The following is an 18456-nucleotide window of genomic DNA, read 5'->3' on the forward strand; positions in this document are numbered from 1 at the left end:
CTGGACATTTGCTGGCCGAAACCGGCAACGGCCTGAAATTTTTTACGGACTTTTAAAATATCCCTTTCTATTAATCGTCAACCATATCATACATGTATGAGGCTATGACGATACCAAGCGGCATGACAGCGACCCAAAAATCGAATATCACTCAGACTATCAACGCTTACAGCAAACGCCTTCTTGGGTTCATCCGCAAGAGGGTTAAAAATGAAGCTGATGCTGAAGATATTTTGCAGGACGTTTTTTACCAGTTTATCGGCAACACACAGCCTATTGACCAGGTGACCTCGTGGTTATTTACTGTTGCACGGAATAAAATAATTGATCGCAAACGCAAACATAAACCGGATTTACTGGAAGACATTTATCCTGACAAAGACGGTGAACTGACTTTTGACTGGACTGATATTTTTACCGAAGAAAATGAAAATCCTGAAACTGATTACATCAGGAGTTTATTCTGGGAGGAATTAACCGCTGCCCTGGCTGAATTGCCGGAAGAACAACGATCAGTATTTATGATGAATGAAATGGATGGCATTCCTTTTAAAGATATCGCTGAACGAACGGGAGTCCCCATCAATACATTGTTATCAAGAAAAAGATATGCAGTTCTTCATCTTCGTGCAAGACTGCAGGTAATGAGGGAAGAGCTTCTGAAACTCTAAGTTTTTAAAAGATCAATTAGGCCACCAATCGATTAGGCCACCAATTATTAAAAGTATTTATATGCATTCAGGTATGAAAAGAGGAAGTAAAGCAGTGTTGATTTTTGTCTGCGTTGTAGCCGTAGCTGCCCTGGTTTCATTTATTGTGATGACCCTTTGGAATATGATTTTGCCCGCAGCGGTCACAGGAATCAATCCCATCACTTTCTGGCAGGCGTTGGGTCTGCTGATTTTATCGAAGATACTTTTCAGCGGGTTTCATGGCGGCTGGAAGCATAAAAGACAGCAATGGAAAGAACGGATGAATCAAAAGCTGCAGGACATGACTCCTGAACAAAGGGAAGCTTTCAAGCAGGATCTGCGTAACCGATGCCGGGCCCCCTGGAGCAAAAGTTCGGAAGAGAGTGAGTCAACTAATTGAATGAGTCCTTTTTGTCATCTTTAAATACCTTAGTATGGATATACTTGTTTTCAAAACCAATCTGAGGTATAAAAAAAATATCTCGGAAGCAGAGAGTCATATTGAAAAGATTCCCGGCGTCAGGCGCTGGAATGTTGATTTGAAAGACAGGGATAAAGTGCTTCGGATTGAATCAAGCAATCTCGCACCACAGGTAGTTGAGGAAGCACTTACCAACATAGGTTATTACTGCAAGGAGCTGGAATGAGAATTTAATTCAATCATTCTAAAAGTTTCTTTTCAACGGATACAATTGAAGAAGGTCACTGTTCAACCTGACAGTGACCTTCAATCAATAAAAATTTTCTTAATTATTCACTCCTGTTGATGATTGTGTTCCAGCCCTTTTGTTTTCATCCTCAGTTCCTGTTTTGCGTTGACGTGCAGCCTTCACCTGGGTATTTCCAAAACGATATGTAAAGTTTAATTTTAACTGCCGGCTTTCCCATCCACCCCTGGTACTTATGTATTGACCGGTGAATTCACTGATACCTCCCCACCGCATCGTTTTAAAAATATCGCTGACAGATACTTTAGCAGTTGCCTTGCCTTTTAATAAAGTTTTCAGAATCCCGGCATCAACACCATACATTTCTTTGCTTTTAAAAGTTCCCTGCCAGATGGATGGTGAGTTATAATATCCTGTCAGTTCACCGGTCCAACCCTTTCCAAGATTAATTGTGTTTTGGATATAAATACTCATGGCAAACACATCAAGATCAATGGTACGTCCGGGCCCGAAGTCCGCCTTATATTTTGTATAATAAGAATTCAAATTTGCGAAAGCTGTGAACCATTTAATCTGCAATGGATAACTGACGTTCAGACTCACAATGTCCTGGGTGGCCAGGTTTGATTTGGAAATAAAGCTCTTTGATTTTTCAGCTGTATCAATGAGTGAAGTGAATACGTCTTTTACATGACTATAAGTTAACACGGTATTCAGTTTATACTTATAGGTATGGGTAACCGAAATGCTGTTTGTATATTGGGGCCTGAGAGTAGTGTTACCTTTTTGAAATGTATACTCATCAATCTTGAATTCGAATGGGTTCAGATCCTGGTAAGCCGGGCGGTCAATCCGCCGGCTATATCTTATACCGATCTGGCTTGTTGGTTTTTTATTGAAAGTTATACCTGCACTGGGAAACAGGTCGGTATAATGCCTGTTGAAAGTGGAATCATATTTCATGTAACCGGTTCCATCCTGCCGGAATCCGCTTGAATAGCCCTCAATATTTGTGTTCTCCACACGAAAACCCAACTGAATCATAAAGCCTTTGAAAGCCCTGTCATAATTCAAATAAAGAGCATTTACATTTTCTTTGTATTCAAATGCATTGCTGCGAAGCGTATCCATCTTTTTTGCAGAACTCAATACATCAAAACGCTGGAAATCGTTAACGCTATTAACATAAGATACCTTACCGCCAAGACCCAGTTTTCCCTTCAGGAGATTTTGCTGATAATCGGCCTTCAGGGTATAGATATTAATATCACTGGGTGAAAGCATATTATAAATCCTTGAAGAGATCATGTTGCCGGTAACCGGGTCAAAATAAATGTTGGGTTGTAACTGGTCTGTCATGATACGGTACATGCCGTAATCTGCGTCAACATTCAGTTCTTTCCCGGCCGTGTCTGCATAGCGATAGTTGAAGTTGAAATTGGTGCTATTGCGGGAACCTTCGGAATTATTTTGTGCAGCCAGGATCTTTACCACTTCCCCGGTCGGAACATATGAAATCGGCGTTTTGGAATTGTTATTAAACTGAATATCGGCATAGTTACCATTAAACATCACACCAATGGTATTCCTGCTATTTAATGAATAATCGATACCAGCTTTGAAGTTGTGCGAGTTATTTCTAAACTGGCCGGTTGAACTGCCATCAAACAAAGTATCCAGTTGCAACCGGTATATGTTCATCCAACTTTCATTCTTTGAATGGTTATAATTATAATTACCGTAAAAATTTATGTATTTATTGCGGTGATTTAATGAGAGACCTCCAAGATATTTTGGATAAATGCCCTGGTTAAATCCTGCATTTACAGAACCATTTGTGCCATAAGCCTTGTTTTTCTTTAACCTTATATTGATAATACCGGCATTACCAGCGGCATCATATTTAGCTGATGGGCTGGTAATGATCTCAATTGCTTCGATTGATGAGGACTGCAGTGTTTTCAGGTAAGCCGCCAGGTCAGCACCCGCAAGTGGGGTGGGTCTTCCATCTACATAAACCTGGACACCATTTTTACCGCTTAGCGAAAGGTTATCGTCTTTATCAACCATCACTCCCGGCGACTTTCTCAGTAGTTCCAGGGCATCCTGCCCTACTGCGTTGATGCTGCCTTCTACATTGAGTACGGTTTTGTCTGCCCTGATTTCAACAATTGGCTTTTTAACAACTACTTCTACTGCTTTAAGATCGCTGGTATTTTTCGAAAGTTTTATCGGGGTCAAAGCCTTTTGAGCTGTGGCAGAAACTTCAAAAGGATCTGAAAAATGCTGGGCATATCCAACAAAAGAAGTATTAAGGAAATAGCTTCCCGGACTGATATTTTCGAATAAATAATTACCATCCTTGTCACTTACTGCAATTTTTACGACAGCAGAATCGACCTTTTTCTTCAACATCACAGAAGCTGCTGGTAAAGGCCGGGATTGTTCATCAACAATATTCCCCTTTATGGTCTGGCCAGGTGCTGCCTGTCCTGTTGATTGTCCTGGTGTTACTTGTGCAAATGCAGCCGACACACAGCATAAATGCAAGATGAACAGGAATTGATAACGCTTCATATATCTGATTTCACAATTAGTTGCAAATGACCGCCTGATGTTACAAACATCCGGGGTCAAAAACATCAGCGGAAAAATAGCTATATGAACGGGTGTTCACTCCTCAAGTCCATCAGATATTACCGGGGCAGGTGCCTGCGCCCGTTTCTTTTTATTTTCGGCTTCCTGGATAAGCTCCGCGACAACAGCGGTCCAGCCGGTTTGGTGACTTGCGCCGAGCCCGTTGCCACTGTCGCCATGGAAATACTCAAAAAATAACAGTAGATGCTCATTGCCGGGCTGGCGATAGAACCAGTTGTATTCGCCATGTAGACTGCGATCACCGTTTTTGTCTTTCCGGAAAAGGCTGATCACTCGTTGGGTAAGTTCATCAGCTACCTGTATCAGGTTCATTTTATTGCCTGAACCGACCGGGCATTCCACTAAAAGGCTTTCTCCATAGAATTCACCGTATTTCCGGATCGACTGAATGATAATAAAGTTGATCGGCATCCAGACCGGACCACGCCAGTTTGAATTACCTCCAAAAAAATTGGAAGTAGAATCACCCGGATCATATTGGATTGTATACTCAACCCCATCAATCTTAACTGAATAAGGGTTGGCTTCGTGATATTTTGATAAGGCCCTGATACCCCCTTCTGAAAGGAATTCAGATTCGTTCAATAATCTTTCGAGAAGGTAGATCAACCTTTGCTGAGGAATCAGCGAAAGCAGGATCTGTTCACCGTCACTATGTTCTTCGTTTGGCCAGTATTTGTTGTTTTTCAGGCGATAATTTTCAAACCAGCTTATTCTTTTTTTGAAGTCAGACAGTTTATCCAGCATCTTCTTTTCGATGATGGCAACAGCAAAAAGGGTAGTGAGGCCAACTATTGAATGTATCCTTAGTTGCAGGGGTGGAGAGCCTGCAATTGCAAGGGTGTCATAGAAAAATTTGTCGTCTTCATTCCACATGCCCTGTTCATTCAGCGCTTCGGCTATCAATACAAACTGCTCGAAAAATTTAGTAGCAGTGTCTTCGAATGCGCGGTCAACCATGGCTATCTCGAGTGCGATATCCATCATATTCAGTGCATACATTCCCATCCAGCTTGTTCCATCAGCCTGTTCCAGTTGCATCTGCCCGGGTAACTGGATACTCCGGTTAAATACACCTATGTTATCGAGTCCAAGAAATCCTCCTTCAAATAGATTATTTCCGCTGGCATCTTTCCGGTTCACCCACCAGGTAAAGTTGATGAGCAGTTTTTGAAAGATGCGTTTTAGAAAGTTTATATCCCCTTTGCCTGTTTTGTTTTTTTCAATGATATAAACCTGTAGTGCTGCCCAGGCCTGAACGGGTGGATTAACATCACTGAAATTCCATTCATAGGCAGGTAATTGTCCATCAGGCTTCATATACCATTCCCGCATGATCAGCAACAGCTGGTGTTTTGCGAAAGTCGGATCAACCATAGCCATCGGAATGCAATGAAAAGCCAGATCCCATGCCGCATACCAGGGATACTCCCATTTGTCGGGCATTGCTATTATATCCTGGTTCTTGAGATGTTTCCAGTCGTGATTGCGCCCGTTTTGTTTGCCCGGGTTAACTGGTGTAATGCCATCGCTTGTACTGAGCCAGCGTTCAACATCAAAATGATAGTATTGTTTACTCCACAGAATTCCGGAAAGCGCCTGTCTTTGGATATTGTACAGATCTTCGTTGCCGGTCTCAGGGATAATGGCATTGTAAAAGCTATTTGCCTCTTCTTTTCTAAGATTGAAAATATATTCGAAGCCGGTTGCAAATGGATTATCAGATATTTTGTTACTCAGGCGCAAATAAATGTCCTTGGATTTTCCACCTTCGATATTGTATTCATAAACAGGAGCAAATTTGGTCCCTGATTTTTTTGCTCTTAATTCATTTACATTTTTTTTGTTGATGACAGCATCATGAAATGCATCTTTTACAAAAGGTGTGGCATTGGGGATCCCGCTTACTTTTTCAGTGTTGGTTTCATTTTCGGTGAATAAGCGATCCTTTGGAGGTTGAAAATAGAGATAGTATGAGCCAAGTCTTTTATAAGTTGCTTTAACTGAAAATTTATCCCTGGTAACAATAACCGGTTTTTTTTCAGTCTGGTTCCAGCGATTATAAAACCATAGAGTAGGCAACACCGTTATAGGTGCCGCATTCTCCCCACGGTTGAGAATATTGATTTTGATAAAAATATCTGTCGATGATTGTTTTGCATAGGTGATCCTGACATCGAAATATTCATTTTTGTTAAACACCCCTGTATCGAGCAATTCATATTCCGGTTCCTGTTTTGAACGCTTCTGGTTTTCGGCGATTATCGTCTCGTAAGGGAAAGCCTGTTGCGGATATTTATACAGGAATTCCATGTAATAATGCGATGGAATATTATCCAGATAATAGTAGAGTTCTTTAACATCTTCACCATGATTGCCCTGGCTGTTTCCCAGTCCAAAAAGTCTTTCCTTTAGTATGGAGTCTTTTCCGTTCCACAATGAAACTGCAAAACATAAATTCTGAAAGAAGTCTGAAATGCCGCCAAGGCCATCTTCACCCCAGCGATAGGCGCGGCAATGAGCATGATCATAAGGAAAATAATGCCATGCATCGCCATATGGTCCGTAATCTTCCCTCACAGTGCCCCATTGCCTGTCACTGAGATACGGGCCCCACTGCTCTAAAGGTATTCGTTTTGCAGCGTTTACCGCCAGACGTTGATGTTCTGCTGTCATGAATTCATTTTGTGTTAGGGCAAGCGGGGTGAAATTAAGATTTATGTACAATATCGCACCTATCTTATCTGTGGAAAAGTCATGCCGGTTATTTTGCGGTAAATATCGACGGCATAGAGATCCGTCATGCCCGCAATATAATCCACCACTGAGAGCACGTCATGATAGAGAAATTGTTCCTTACCGGTAATTGTAAACTGCTTCGAAATAAGCTGAAGTAGTTTTTCTGATTTTGAGGATCCTGGATGAAGAACAGCTCCGACAAATTCTTCAAGAAGACCACCGATAACATTATATCCGGCGATTTCAATTTCAACTACTGACCTGTGATTATAGATATGTTCTACAGAAAACTCATCTATGGTTTTGATCAGGGCTTTTTCCCTCTCTGGCAAGTAATCGATCAGCGATTTAGTGAGTGTTCCATTAAGAAGTTCTTCCTCTTTGTCCATAAAAATATCCCTTAACCGGAAGATCAGGAATCCAATCAGTTTTGCACGCAGGAACTGGATCTTTTGATTATCATCATTTATTGAATTAAAGGTGGCTTCAACGCGATCGCGCGAATCGTATCCTTCTTCAAAGTCAAAAAAAGATAGAAACAGATCCTTGATAGTTTCTCTGGATATAATATTGAGCCGGTGTGCATCTTCAAAATCGATGATACGATAACATATGTCATCTGCTGCTTCTACCAGGAACACAAACGGATGCCTGGCGAAAACATTTTTTGATGAATCGGGTTGAGGTATTCCAAGTACTTCAGCGATATTTTTATAAGTGCCTATTTCAGGATCAAAAAATCCCGATTTTTTTGTAATAAGCTGACCTTTGTTAAAGCCGTTTAAAGAATCTGAAGGATATTTTATTATTGAAGCCAGTGTTGCATAAGTAAGCCTGAAACCACCGGGAATGTTTTCATTGAAATGATGTGTCAGTGTACGAAAGGCATTTGCGTTCCCTTCAAACAACAGCAGATCGCGTTGCTGATTTTCAGATAGCTGATCTGTAAATCTTTTCCTTGTCTCACCTTCCATTTGTCTGAAAAAAACCCGGATCGCATCTTCTCCAGAATGACCGAAAGGCGGGTTACCGATATCATGCGCTAAACAAGCTGCTGCAATTACTGAAGGAAGCTCATACTTATAAAATTCTTTAAATTCTTCGTCCTGGCCAAGGTATTTTCCAGCTATAGCGTCTCCTACTGCTTTTCCTATCGATCGCCCCACTGATGCAACCTCCAGACTATGGGTTAGCCTGTTATGCACGAAAACAGGGCCGGGTAAAGGGAAAACCTGTGTCTTATTTTGTAACCGCCTGAAAGCTGATGAAAATATTATGCGATCGTAATCGCGCAGAAAAGAATTCCTGATGGTCTCCGGTGAATTTCCTGTTCTGTTTTCTGAGCCTGATCTTCTGGCGCTGTAAAGCTTTTGCCATTCCATGATATGCGGCAAATTACAATTATTTACTCATACCTCAGTGCTTCAATGGGATCCAGTCTCGATGCTTTTTGTGCAGGATAATAACCAAAGAATACACCGGTGATTGCACAAACAGCAAATGATAAAAGAATGGAAGATTCGGAAACCAGTGTTGGCCATGAGAGCAGGCTGGTAATAAGTTTTGTTGCACCGATGCCAAGCAATACACCTATTATTCCACCGGTAATGCTGATAAGGATCGCTTCGATAAGGAATTGCATCAGTATATCAATTCCTTTGGCACCTATTGACATTCTTAATCCAATTTCTTTTGTTCGTTCTGTTACAGATACGTACATGATATTCATGATGCCTATCCCACCGATGATCAGAGAGATACCAGCTATTGCCGTGAGTAGCACTGTCAGAAGCTCGCTGGTCGAGCTAAATGTATTGATCAGTTCAGCCTGTGTTCTTACACTGAAGTCATCGTCATCTGATTCTGTCAGTTTGTGTGATGCCCGCAGAATTTGAGAGATCTCTGCTGTAGCTGGTTCTGTGCTTTTTTCGTCGATTGCCGAAGCATAGATGTTTTGAATATAGGTAATGGCCATGATTCTTTTTTGCACGGTTGTGTATGGTGCAAGAACCACATCATCCTGGTCTGATCCAAAAGCATTTTCGCCTTTTTCTGCCAGCACGCCGATAATCTTGATAGGTATTTTATTATATCGGATTATTTTGCCAACCGGGTCATCACCAGGTGTGAAAAGATTATCTACAATAGTTTGACCCACCAGGCAAACTTTTGCCGCACCGTTAACCTCTTCATCTGTGAATGCAACTCCTTCTTTGATCTGCCAGCCGCGGATTTCAAGATAATCGGGAGCTACGCCCTGCATCTGTGTTGGCCAGTTCAATGCACCATTTATGACCTGGCCCCGCGATTGTACAGCAGGGCTGATTGCGCTTATGTAATTGGCTTGTTTTTCAATCGCTTTAATATCCTCCAGGGTTAATGATTGCAGTGATGATGATTCAAGCCTTGCACCACCGCCGACAGTTGAATTACTGTTTGCCCGGATTGTAATCATATTCGATCCCATACTTGATAGCTGGTCCTGTATGCTTTGTTTTGATCCCTGACCTATTGCCACCATAGCGATCACAGCAGCTACACCAATGATGATACCGAGCATCGTGAGAAAAGCACGAAGCTTATTTCTTTGCAATGCGCGGAAAGCTATGCGGATAAGATTTGGAATGTTCATAACAAATGATTTATCAATTGAATCAATAGTCTTCCGTTACCGGTAATCCAGCAAGCATTTCCTTCGCTGATCTGATGTTTTCATTTTTACTATCCCTGACTACCTTCCCATCTTTCAATGTTACTGTTCTGTTGCTGAAGGCAGCGATATCAGGCTCATGGGTTACAAACACAATTGTTTTTCCATGTTGTTGATTTAACTCCTGCATCAACGACATGATCTCATACGAGGTGCGCGAATCGAGATTGCCAGTTGCTTCATCAGCCAGTATCATTACCGGTTCATTCACCAATGCTCTCGCGATAGCGACTCTTTGTTGCTGGCCGCCTGATAATTGGTTTGGTAAATGATTGAGCCGGTCACCCAGCTTAACCGCTTCCAGTGCCTCAATTGCTTTCTTTCTGCGCTCTTTTGAAGAGATGGAAGAATTATATAGTAAAGGTAGTTCAACATTTTCCCTCGCACTTGTCCTTGCCAGGAGATTGTATGACTGAAAGACAAATCCAATTTTTTGATTTCTAAGAGACGCTAATTCATTTCTTGATAAGAGGCCTATATCAACTCCATCCAACAAATATTTTCCGGATGTTGGTTTATCGAGACATCCAAGTATGTTTAGAAGTGTCGTTTTACCAGATCCACTGCTTCCCATAATGGTCACAAATTCACCGGCATTCACCTCAAAAGAAACTCCTTTCAAAGCCCGGACAACTTCAGAGCCCATTCTGAATTCTCTTTTCAGATCATCTAACTCTAATATCATTTTGCCCATCAAATTGTTTTTTTATTCAGTACCGACATTGATTGTCCCGCATTTGTTGCGGATTGCTTTATTGACGACCACGTCCTGCACCGCCACCACCACCCCCGCCGCCACGGCGTGGTGGCATAAAGGGACTACGAGTCGCGGCGCTACCATTTTTTTCATCCCCGGCCTGGATAATTCCGCTCACCACCACATCACCTTCGTTGAGACCAGACAATACCTGCACATTGGCATTATCATTCAATCCCGTCTCTATCACTCTCCGACTGATCGTGCTATCTTTTTTCACCCAAACCACTGCTTTGTCTGAGGACCGTTCTGCTTTTTTCTTAAGTAGCGGTTTTGTCGTATCACCCGGCATGGTTCCCGGGCCGTTATCGGCATCAGGCATTGAACGTTTCCGGGGTCCTGCAGCATTATCTTCTGCACCTTCTATAATATATTTTTTCATCATCGCCGAATCCGGTTTAAACTTTATCGCCCTGGAGGAAACCAGCATCGTATTCGGGATCTCTTTTGTAAACAGGGTAATGCTTGCCGTCATGCCAGGCTTCAGCTTCATATCATCATTGGGCGCATCTACAAGCGTTACATATGTAACCACGTTTGCTGCAACATTGGCCTGCAGCCTGATATCCTTAACGTTGCCTTCAAAAACCTCATCAGGAAAAGCATCAACGGTAAAGGTGACTCTTTGTCCCTTCTTAACATTTCCTATATCTGCTTCGTCAACAGATGCCCTGACCTGCATTTTAGTAAGATCCCTGGCAATAATAAATAAAGTGGGAGTGTTGAAGCTTGCAGCTACAGTCTGGCCAACGCTGACGTTCCTGGCCATAACAGTACCATCCATTGGCGAAAAAATACTCGCAAATGAGAGGTTGCGATTGGCTGCATCAAGCTGGCTCGCTACACTTACTACATTGTCTTTTGCGATATTACGCTGATAGACGGCGTTTTCATATTCTGCCTTGCTGATAGCACCAATATCGTAAAGGCTTTTCTGGCGGTTATAATTACTTTCCTGGAAAACCACCTGGCTTTTTGCCTGTTGCAGATTTGCATTGATTTGCTGAACCTCCGCAACGAAAAGAGACTTGTCGATCTCCGCAATCAACTGCCCTTTTTTCACCGTTGAGTTAAAATCCGCATATACATTACTGATAGTGCCCGAAACCTGGGTACCGACGGATACTGTGTCCACTGGCTGAATAGTTCCTGTGGCAGTAACGCTGGTTGAGATATATCCCATTTTAGGAGTTTCGGTTTCCAATACAAGCGGTGCTTCCATTTCCCTGAATTTCCAGAACCAGATACCTGTTCCAACCAGGGCGATTACAACGATCCATATTATCCATCTATATCTTTTCATCTTGTTTGTGTTTATGCTATTGCTTTTAATCAGTCTCAATTTAATGTTACAGGAACACCGGTGTAGAAGTTGTAAACCTTAATGCTAAGTACTGCATTGTATTTTGCCTGAACAAAAGCCTGTGCTGCCTGCACATACAGATTTTTCTGCAACAGCAAATCAAGTGCATTTACTGCTCCCAGTTCCAGTTCACCCGATGTGATCTTATAGGTTTCCTCGTTTGCCTTCAACTGCACTTCTGCAGCAGTATATTGGGCCTGCGCATTAAGTACAGCTATATAAGCTTGCTCCACAGCCTGGTCCAGGGTTGTCTTAGTTCCCAACAGTGTTAATTTTGCCTGTTCAATCGCTATCCTGGATCTTTCGACATTGGTTTTAACATTCCTGTTATTAAAAATAGGGATACCAACGGTAACGCCTAAACGCTGGAAAAAATTATTATCAAGCTGGGGAACAAACTTCGTGGTTTGATTATCTGAATACCCGGTTGAAATATTTCCGCCCAGGGTTATTGATGGCCTGCCCAATGCCCTTTGTTTCTCCAGTTCTACTTCAGCGATGGTTATGCCAAGCTGGCTGTTCTGCACTTCCGGCCTGTTTTGGAGAGCTGTTCTTGATGCTTCTTCAAGTGTCGGTATTGCTTCAGTAGCAACTACTGTATCCGGCTCTGCTGCCTGGAAATTTATGGAGGATGGTATCTGTAATATTTGTTTAAGGTTCACTGTATTCTGCCGGTAAGAAGTATGTGCATTCACGAGGGTATACTCGTCACTTGCAACCTGGCTCTGCAGCAGCAACAGATCTTTCTTCGAAATTGCACCAGCCTGGTAACGCTGATCGGCCTGTTTATACTGTGAGCGAGAGGTATTTAACACATCTTCCAGGTATACAATGTTTTCTTTTGCCAACAGTATATTCAAAAATGCCTGGGTTATCTGGATTGTAATGTCATTTTCCGCTTCCCTGACCGATAATCCTGCTGATTGAATAAATAATTCCTGTTGCTCAACGTTTTTCCTGAGATATCCGCCATTATAGAGTGTCCATCCTGTGTTTAATGAATAGTTGCCGGCAAAGCTTGATTGAGTCTGAAAACCTCCCACAACGGGGTTTGCATTTTTACTGTTTGTAAATGACTGTGTGAGGCTGCCATTAAGGGTCGGCAATCTTGAGGCTTTTGCAAACAGATAATCCTGTTCGCTCAACCTCTGATCAAATCGAAGTGTATTTACCTGGATGTTATTTTTTCGGGCATATTCCAGGCAGGTCTGAAGATCCCAGCTTAGTGCCGAGTCTTTTTGAACCAGGTCCTGTGCACTAAGTTGTGGTGACCCGCTAAGCAAGGATATGATTAATATAAATGTTCTGATCAATACATTTAGTCGCAACTTCATGGTGATTGTTTTATCTCGGGACGATTTGATCAATCCGGCTGTAAATTGGACGCCATTGGAGACGGTTTCTTTTTCTTAAACAGGAGATTAAGATTATTTTAATAAACCGGAGTAATCATTAGTTGGATACCAACAGATAAAAGGCAGGCCCGCCTGCAAATGCCGTTATGTGTAGAAATAAGTCTACGAAATCAGGCATTTGTGCGATGTTTCTAAATATATTTTTTCGCTTCCTCGCGGTCTATCTCATTTTCCCATCCGGAGACCACTATCGTAGCGACTGCATTACCTATAATATTTGTCAGTGCCCGGGCTTCACTCATAAAGCGGTCTATACCGAGGATAAGGGCTACTCCCGCAACCGGCACATTGCCAACTAATGGCAGGGTTGCAGCCAGGGTTATGAAGCCACTGCCGGTGACACCGGCGGCACCTTTAGAACTTATAAGCAATACTGCAAGCAATGTCAGCTGGTTGCCAAGAGTTAGTGGAGTATCTGTTGCCTGTGCTATGAATACGGCGGCCATGGTGAGGTAGATTGAAGTGCCATCCAGGTTAAAAGAATAACCGGTTGGCACTACCAGCCCGACTACCGGTTTTGAACAACCGGCTTTTTCGAGCTTTTCCATGAGTCTTGGTAAAGCAGATTCTGAAGAAGAAGTGCCAAGCACGATCAGTAGCTCTTCCTTGAGATAACTGAGTAATTTAAATATGCTGAAACCATAAAACTTCAACACGGATCCAAGAACAACAATGATAAAAAACAGGCAGGTGCTGTAAAATACAGCCATCAGCTTTCCCAGGGATAACAATGTTCCGAGACCGTACTTTCCAATCGTAAATGACATCGCACCCAGTGCCCCGATAGGGGCCAGCTTCATAATCATATGTATGATGGCAAATATGGCCTTTGAAAAAGATTCAATGAAATTGGTCACAGGCACCGCTTTAGATCCAATCCGGGTTAGGCCGTATCCAAGAAGTATTGAAAACAGCAGTACCTGCAGTAACTCGCCATTTGCAAAGGCGCCCATAATTGTGTCGGGAATGATGTGTAATATAAAATCCACTGTGCCGGCAGGTTGTTTAGCCTTCGCCGTATAAGTACTGATGCCGGATGTATTGAGGGTTTTGACATCCACATGCATACCCACACCGGGCTTCACCAGGTTAACTATAACCAGCCCTGTGATAAGAGCAAAGGTTGTAAGTACCTCGAAATACAGAATTGCCTTTAGCCCTACGCGGCCCACTTTTTTCATATTTTCCATTCCTGCAATTCCTGAGACTATCGTGCAAAATACTACCGGCACGATCATCATTTTCACAAGCTTGATAAAACCGTCTCCAAGTGGCTTCAGGGTTACTGCGATCCCTGGAAAAAAGTGTCCCAGCAATATGCCTGTAATAATGGCGAAGATGACCTGGAAGTACAGGTTTTTGACTAAAGAAGGTATACGCATAGTGTTGAACGATGAAGATATATAAACTGTCTTCAATTCGGTGTTCAATTCGGTGTTCAATCCGAAATAATTCAAAGGGAAGATAATATTGGTAAAGGGAAGGTAATGTTGGTTGCTGGTCAATTTTTTGCAAGAGTGACGAAAAACGGAATGAGCAGGAAGTTAACGGTGAAAGGCATGTGGGAAGTGTTGAAAGATTCGTTTACTGGTTTTTCAGATGACAAGGTTCTAAAACTTAGCGGTGCGCTTGCTTATTATACAATTTTCTCGATGGCGCCATTGCTCATCGTGATTATTTTTGTCTGCAGCATTTTCTTTGGAAGGGCTAATACAGAAGATTCCATATACAACCAGATACAGAGTTTTGTGGGTCAGGATACTGCACGGCAGCTTCAACAGATAATTACAAATGCTTCACTTGAAGGCAAGGGTACGATCTCTCTCATAATCGGTATCATTACCCTGATCATAGGTGCAACAACTGTATTTGCAGAAATACAGGACTCGATTAATATGATTTGGGGCTTAAAGCCAAAACCCAAAAAAGGCTGGCTGAAGATGCTTCAGAATCGGCTGTTGTCCTTTTCTATTATTGTCGGGCTTGGATTTTTATTACTTGTATCGCTCGGCGTTTCTGCAATTCTGGAAGCTCTCAATAAGAAACTCCAGGCTGTATTTCCCGATGTAACTGTGATTTTGTTTTATATTCTGAACCTGGTAATTACTTTTGGAGTCATCACCGTTTTGTTTGGAGCGATATTTAAAGTACTGCCTGATGCCAGGATCAAATGGAGGGATGTGCTGGCTGGCTCGATTGCTACGGCCGTACTATTTATGTTCGGAAAGTTCGCGATATCGTTTTATATCAGCAAAAGTAACATTGGCAGTACATATGGTACCGCAGGCTCACTCGTTGTTTTATTGTTGTGGATCTATTATTCGGCAGTGATACTCTATTTCGGGGCAGAATTTACCAAGTTCTATGCAATAAGGTATGGATCTGCAATACATCCTGATCACTACGCCGTAGTAACCAAAACAGTTGAAGTTGAAGCAGAAAACGGTACTTCTGTGCAACAGGTAGTAAAAGAACAAAAAGAAGAGAAAAACGCAACCAAACCGGGAGAGGAAAAAAATGAAAGCAAACAAGAGAAAAAGATTCCGTAAAGTCCAATGATGAGCAGAAGATACCCGGATCTATCCTCAGACCCAATTACCGGTTGGCCCAGAAAATGAATATTATGAGTTATGCCCTGATAACCTGCAGTGCACCGGGTTCAATAACCGCATTTATTTCTTTTTGCATTTCACGGGACTCACCGTCTACCTGGAACGGGTAAGGCCTTGTGGCGGTAAGTTTCATTCTTTTACATTTGATAACTTCGGTTTTGTTTTTGTCCAGTGGTTTACCCGTCAATATCATTTTTAATAATTCAATCAATCCGAGCCTTCGCACCAATACCACTTCAAATTCACCATCTGATGGGTTGCCGGTAGGATTGATTTTTGCACCGGTCCCGTATTGGGATGCATTGGCAATAACAGCCATAACCACTTTTCTTTTGTATACCCGGTTATTTGCCTGGAGATTAAGTCTCATGAATTGGTGCCTGCCCAACATCTTAAGTAAAGCCCTTGCGTAGCCAATGAAGCCACGGGTTTCAAATTGTTCAAAATGTTCCAGCATCCTTGCGTTCAAACCAATATCGCTAAGATGGATACAGTATTCTTCATTTATAAAAATCAGGTCCAGGGGTTTTGGTTCCCCTGTTACTGCAAGTTCAATCGCCGCAGCAGGCTCCATCGGAATTTCGAGTTCTTTGGCCATGCCATTAGCCGAGCCCGCCGGAATAATTCCTAATGGAATATTTTTTCCCAATATTACTTCGGCTGCCATCTTCACCGTACCATCTCCGCCAGCCGCAATCACCCGATCCGGGGCGAATTGACCAATTGACTTTAGCAACAATTCCTTGTTATTAGCATCTTTTTCAAGCCGAAAAAATTCTATTTGTTCGGAACGACCCTGGAAAAAATCTTTGATGATCAGTTCCCAGTCTTTCTGTCCGGCGCCGGATCCCTCGTTAACAATGAATAAACATTTCATGAATAGTAGTTTTCATATCTTTTAGTGGCACGATCTTGTTTGGTAAAATGTCATGCCAATAAGTCGAATATGTATAGAAAGTTTCTGAAAAGACTTGGTATTAATACAGATGTTACCGTAAAAATTTACAAAGGTTACGGGCACCAGCAGAACCTGCACCTGTCTGGCCATGTACTTAAGATAAGCTCTAAGCCGACTACTACCTATCATAGAAGTATTTTAAGGAACATATTTCAGCTATTCAAGTTATTTTTTGTGAAGGCAATTGCAGGTGTTCCGGTGGTGCTCAAATGGAAGGAGCAACAAATCCACGCCGTCACTGAAACCGATGGTTATTTTAAGCTGGAATGGGCGTCCGAAACCAGTGTGCCGGCTGGATTTCAAGAAGTTACAGTTGATTACCTTGGCCCCGGTGGAAAAGTGATAGCTTCAGGAAAAGGTGAATTCTTCGTTCCACATATAACACAATTAGGAATCATCTCCGATATTGATGATACTTTTCTTGTTTCTCACTCATCTACCATTTTTAAACGATTATGGACATTGTTTAGTAACAATGCCCGCAGCCGCCATGCTTTTGAAGGAGTGAGAGAACATTATCGTTTACTCGAACAAGCACAAACAGATGATGATACACCCAATCCCCTTTTTTATGTTTCAAGCAGCGAGTGGAATCTTTATGACTATCTGAATGAATTTTTAAGGATACAGAAATTGCCACAGGGAATATTTTTGTTGAGTCAGCTCAAGCGCTGGTACCAGCTCGTAAAAACGGGGAAAACCAAACACGAAGGAAAGTTTGCCCGTGTAGTCAGGATCATGGATGCATTTCCTAACCAACGATTTATTTTATTGGGTGATAATTCACAAAAGGATCCCGAAATCTATCGTTCTATTGCTGACCATCATCCCGGGCAGGTATTTGCGGTCTATATCAGGAATGTTTCAAGCAATAATAAAATATCTTTAGCGGCACTTGAAAGCAGCCTCAGATCTGCCGGGATTCCATATTGTTTTTTCAGGCATAGTAAGGAGGCGATCGAACATTCGATTTCAATCGGACTGGGCCACAGGGAGGATTCCGGAGCAAAACCTTCACAGGAATCAACGACAGAATCAAATGCAGACCAGGGCGTAAATCGAACCCGGAATTAAGATCAGCGGAGGTGTCAAAATCAACGCAGGAATAAGGATCGGCAACAGAATTCAATCCACCAAAGCACAGGCCAGGATCTAGGTTACCCTCTTTCTTGTACTGGCTTTTACCCATTTTTCTTTCTTACATTTTTTGCAGACGTATTTTGCGGTTGCGGTTTCAAACGATTCAGTGTTACCGCAAAAAGTACATGAATAAATGCCGGCAGAGTCTATTTTAGTTTCCTGTTCTGAGGAGGCCCGTGGCAGTATAGGAAGACCGGGCTTTACTTTATCATCAGGATAATGAAAGATACTGATATCACCATTGGTTTCTATGATTGCCTGCTCAACCTGGCCAAGTTGTGATATCCCTTTTACACGTAGTTCCGCGAAAAATTCATCCTGGGCCAGGGCTTCTTTTTTAAAATTTTCAACTGAAAATCTTCCATCCTGGATCAGGCAAACTGGCTTTCCTTCTATCAGGCGCTCAAATCTTTTATTTTTACCAACCAGGTAGGTTACAAAATAATATAAAGAAACGATAACAATAAAAACACCAAGTGCGGGCAAAATGCCTACATCTTTATAAAACATAGGGTCGCCGGCAGCCGAGCCCAGGGTGATGATCACAACCAGTTCAAAGATCGAAATCTGCCTAACCCCACGCTTTCCAAGAATACGCAATGCAGACAATGCAACTATAAACATAATTGCCGATCGGAAGATGACTTCTCCGATGAACACCCATTCTTCCTCCCCCATAAGGAACTTATACCAGTCAAAGCCGTCTGAAGCTTGTAAAATAAACATCTGCGGGTATTGTTTAGC

15 protein-coding genes are annotated in these 18456 nt (G+C 42.2%); 5 read left to right on the plus strand and 10 right to left on the minus strand.

The genetic code is table 11. The features are described 5' to 3' along the window. Positions 1-92: 92 nt before the first annotated feature. The 3 genes from VK664_RS08210 (at position 93) to VK664_RS08220 (ending at position 1339) form a co-directional block, all read left to right on the plus strand. Positions 93-671, plus strand: a complete 579-nt coding sequence (locus tag VK664_RS08210) for an RNA polymerase sigma factor (protein ID WP_461398155.1) — start codon at positions 93-95, stop codon at positions 669-671. Between the two features lie 61 nt (positions 672-732). Next, a complete protein-coding gene (locus VK664_RS08215; protein ID WP_461398156.1) occupies positions 733-1092 on the plus strand; it encodes a hypothetical protein in 360 nt (119 codons plus the stop codon). A gap of 34 nt (positions 1093-1126) precedes the next feature. Beyond that, entirely contained in the window at positions 1127-1339 is a 213-nt protein-coding gene (locus VK664_RS08220) for a copper chaperone (RefSeq protein WP_461398157.1), read from the plus strand. A 99-nt stretch (positions 1340-1438) separates the two neighbouring features. Here VK664_RS08220 and VK664_RS08225 read toward each other — a convergent pair whose 3' ends face one another. From VK664_RS08225 to VK664_RS08260, 8 genes are all read right to left on the minus strand, one after another. Next, positions 1439-3937, minus strand: a complete 2499-nt coding sequence (locus tag VK664_RS08225; RefSeq protein ID WP_461398158.1) for an outer membrane beta-barrel protein — start codon at positions 3935-3937, stop codon at positions 1439-1441. A 96-nt stretch (positions 3938-4033) separates the two neighbouring features. Then, on the minus strand, positions 4034-6694 hold the full coding sequence (locus tag VK664_RS08230; RefSeq protein WP_461398159.1) for an MGH1-like glycoside hydrolase domain-containing protein: 2661 nt from the start codon (positions 6692-6694) through the stop codon (positions 4034-4036). Between the two features lie 59 nt (positions 6695-6753). Further along, complete coding sequence (locus VK664_RS08235) at positions 6754-8139, minus strand: deoxyguanosinetriphosphate triphosphohydrolase (RefSeq protein ID WP_461398160.1); 1386 nt, start codon at positions 8137-8139, stop codon at positions 6754-6756. A 23-nt stretch (positions 8140-8162) separates the two neighbouring features. Then, positions 8163-9389 (minus strand): ABC transporter permease, encoded by a 1227-nt coding sequence (locus VK664_RS08240; RefSeq protein WP_461398161.1) that lies wholly within the window; start codon positions 9387-9389, stop codon positions 8163-8165. 22 nt (positions 9390-9411) lie between these two features. Continuing rightward, positions 9412-10161, minus strand: a complete 750-nt coding sequence (locus VK664_RS08245) for an ABC transporter ATP-binding protein (protein ID WP_461398162.1) — start codon at positions 10159-10161, stop codon at positions 9412-9414. 58 nt (positions 10162-10219) lie between these two features. After that, positions 10220-11527, minus strand: a complete 1308-nt coding sequence (locus VK664_RS08250) for an efflux RND transporter periplasmic adaptor subunit (protein ID WP_461398163.1) — start codon at positions 11525-11527, stop codon at positions 10220-10222. A 35-nt stretch (positions 11528-11562) separates the two neighbouring features. Further along, entirely contained in the window at positions 11563-12921 is a 1359-nt protein-coding gene (locus tag VK664_RS08255; RefSeq protein ID WP_461398164.1) for a TolC family protein, read from the minus strand. A gap of 212 nt (positions 12922-13133) precedes the next feature. After that, a complete protein-coding gene (locus VK664_RS08260; protein ID WP_461398165.1) occupies positions 13134-14444 on the minus strand; it encodes a dicarboxylate/amino acid:cation symporter in 1311 nt (436 codons plus the stop codon). A 90-nt stretch (positions 14445-14534) separates the two neighbouring features. Here VK664_RS08260 and VK664_RS08265 point away from each other — a divergent pair, with 90 nt between their 5' ends. After that, positions 14535-15551, plus strand: a complete 1017-nt coding sequence (locus VK664_RS08265) for a YihY/virulence factor BrkB family protein (protein ID WP_461398166.1) — start codon at positions 14535-14537, stop codon at positions 15549-15551. 79 nt (positions 15552-15630) lie between these two features. Here VK664_RS08265 and VK664_RS08270 read toward each other — a convergent pair whose 3' ends face one another. Continuing rightward, positions 15631-16491 (minus strand): diacylglycerol/lipid kinase family protein, encoded by an 861-nt coding sequence (locus VK664_RS08270; protein ID WP_461398167.1) that lies wholly within the window; start codon positions 16489-16491, stop codon positions 15631-15633. 69 nt (positions 16492-16560) lie between these two features. Here VK664_RS08270 and VK664_RS08275 point away from each other — a divergent pair, with 69 nt between their 5' ends. Beyond that, complete coding sequence (locus VK664_RS08275) at positions 16561-17646, plus strand: App1 family protein (RefSeq protein ID WP_461398168.1); 1086 nt, start codon at positions 16561-16563, stop codon at positions 17644-17646. 78 nt (positions 17647-17724) lie between these two features. Here the strand turns inward: VK664_RS08275 and VK664_RS08280 are convergent, their stop codons facing one another. Then, positions 17725-18438, minus strand: coding sequence for a DUF421 domain-containing protein (locus tag VK664_RS08280; RefSeq protein WP_461398169.1), 714 nt, complete (start codon positions 18436-18438; stop codon positions 17725-17727). Positions 18439-18456: the final 18 nt, after the last annotated feature.

The organism is Flavitalea sp. (genome assembly GCF_035489435.1).
Lineage (GTDB): Bacteria > Bacteroidota > Bacteroidia > Chitinophagales > Chitinophagaceae > DATHKG01.

Bases quoted from the DNA above. Each gene is read 5' to 3' on its own strand.
- VK664_RS08210 (WP_461398155.1), top strand. From the start codon at position 93: ATGTATGAGGCTATGACGATACCAAGCGGCATGACAGCGACCCAAAAA.
- VK664_RS08215 (WP_461398156.1), top strand. From the start codon at position 733: ATGCATTCAGGTATGAAAAGAGGAAGTAAAGCAGTGTTGATTTTTGTC.
- VK664_RS08220 (WP_461398157.1), top strand. From the start codon at position 1,127: ATGGATATACTTGTTTTCAAAACCAATCTGAGGTATAAAAAAAATATC.
- VK664_RS08225 (WP_461398158.1), bottom strand. From the start codon at position 3,937: ATGAAGCGTTATCAATTCCTGTTCATCTTGCATTTATGCTGTGTGTCG.
- VK664_RS08230 (WP_461398159.1), bottom strand. From the start codon at position 6,694: ATGACAGCAGAACATCAACGTCTGGCGGTAAACGCTGCAAAACGAATA.
- VK664_RS08235 (WP_461398160.1), bottom strand. From the start codon at position 8,139: ATGGAATGGCAAAAGCTTTACAGCGCCAGAAGATCAGGCTCAGAAAAC.
- VK664_RS08240 (WP_461398161.1), bottom strand. From the start codon at position 9,389: ATGAACATTCCAAATCTTATCCGCATAGCTTTCCGCGCATTGCAAAGA.
- VK664_RS08245 (WP_461398162.1), bottom strand. From the start codon at position 10,161: ATGGGCAAAATGATATTAGAGTTAGATGATCTGAAAAGAGAATTCAGA.
- VK664_RS08250 (WP_461398163.1), bottom strand. From the start codon at position 11,527: ATGAAAAGATATAGATGGATAATATGGATCGTTGTAATCGCCCTGGTT.
- VK664_RS08255 (WP_461398164.1), bottom strand. From the start codon at position 12,921: ATGAAGTTGCGACTAAATGTATTGATCAGAACATTTATATTAATCATA.
- VK664_RS08265 (WP_461398166.1), top strand. From the start codon at position 14,535: ATGAGCAGGAAGTTAACGGTGAAAGGCATGTGGGAAGTGTTGAAAGAT.
- VK664_RS08270 (WP_461398167.1), bottom strand. From the start codon at position 16,491: ATGAAATGTTTATTCATTGTTAACGAGGGATCCGGCGCCGGACAGAAA.
- VK664_RS08275 (WP_461398168.1), top strand. From the start codon at position 16,561: ATGTATAGAAAGTTTCTGAAAAGACTTGGTATTAATACAGATGTTACC.
- VK664_RS08280 (WP_461398169.1), bottom strand. From the start codon at position 18,438: ATGTTTATTTTACAAGCTTCAGACGGCTTTGACTGGTATAAGTTCCTT.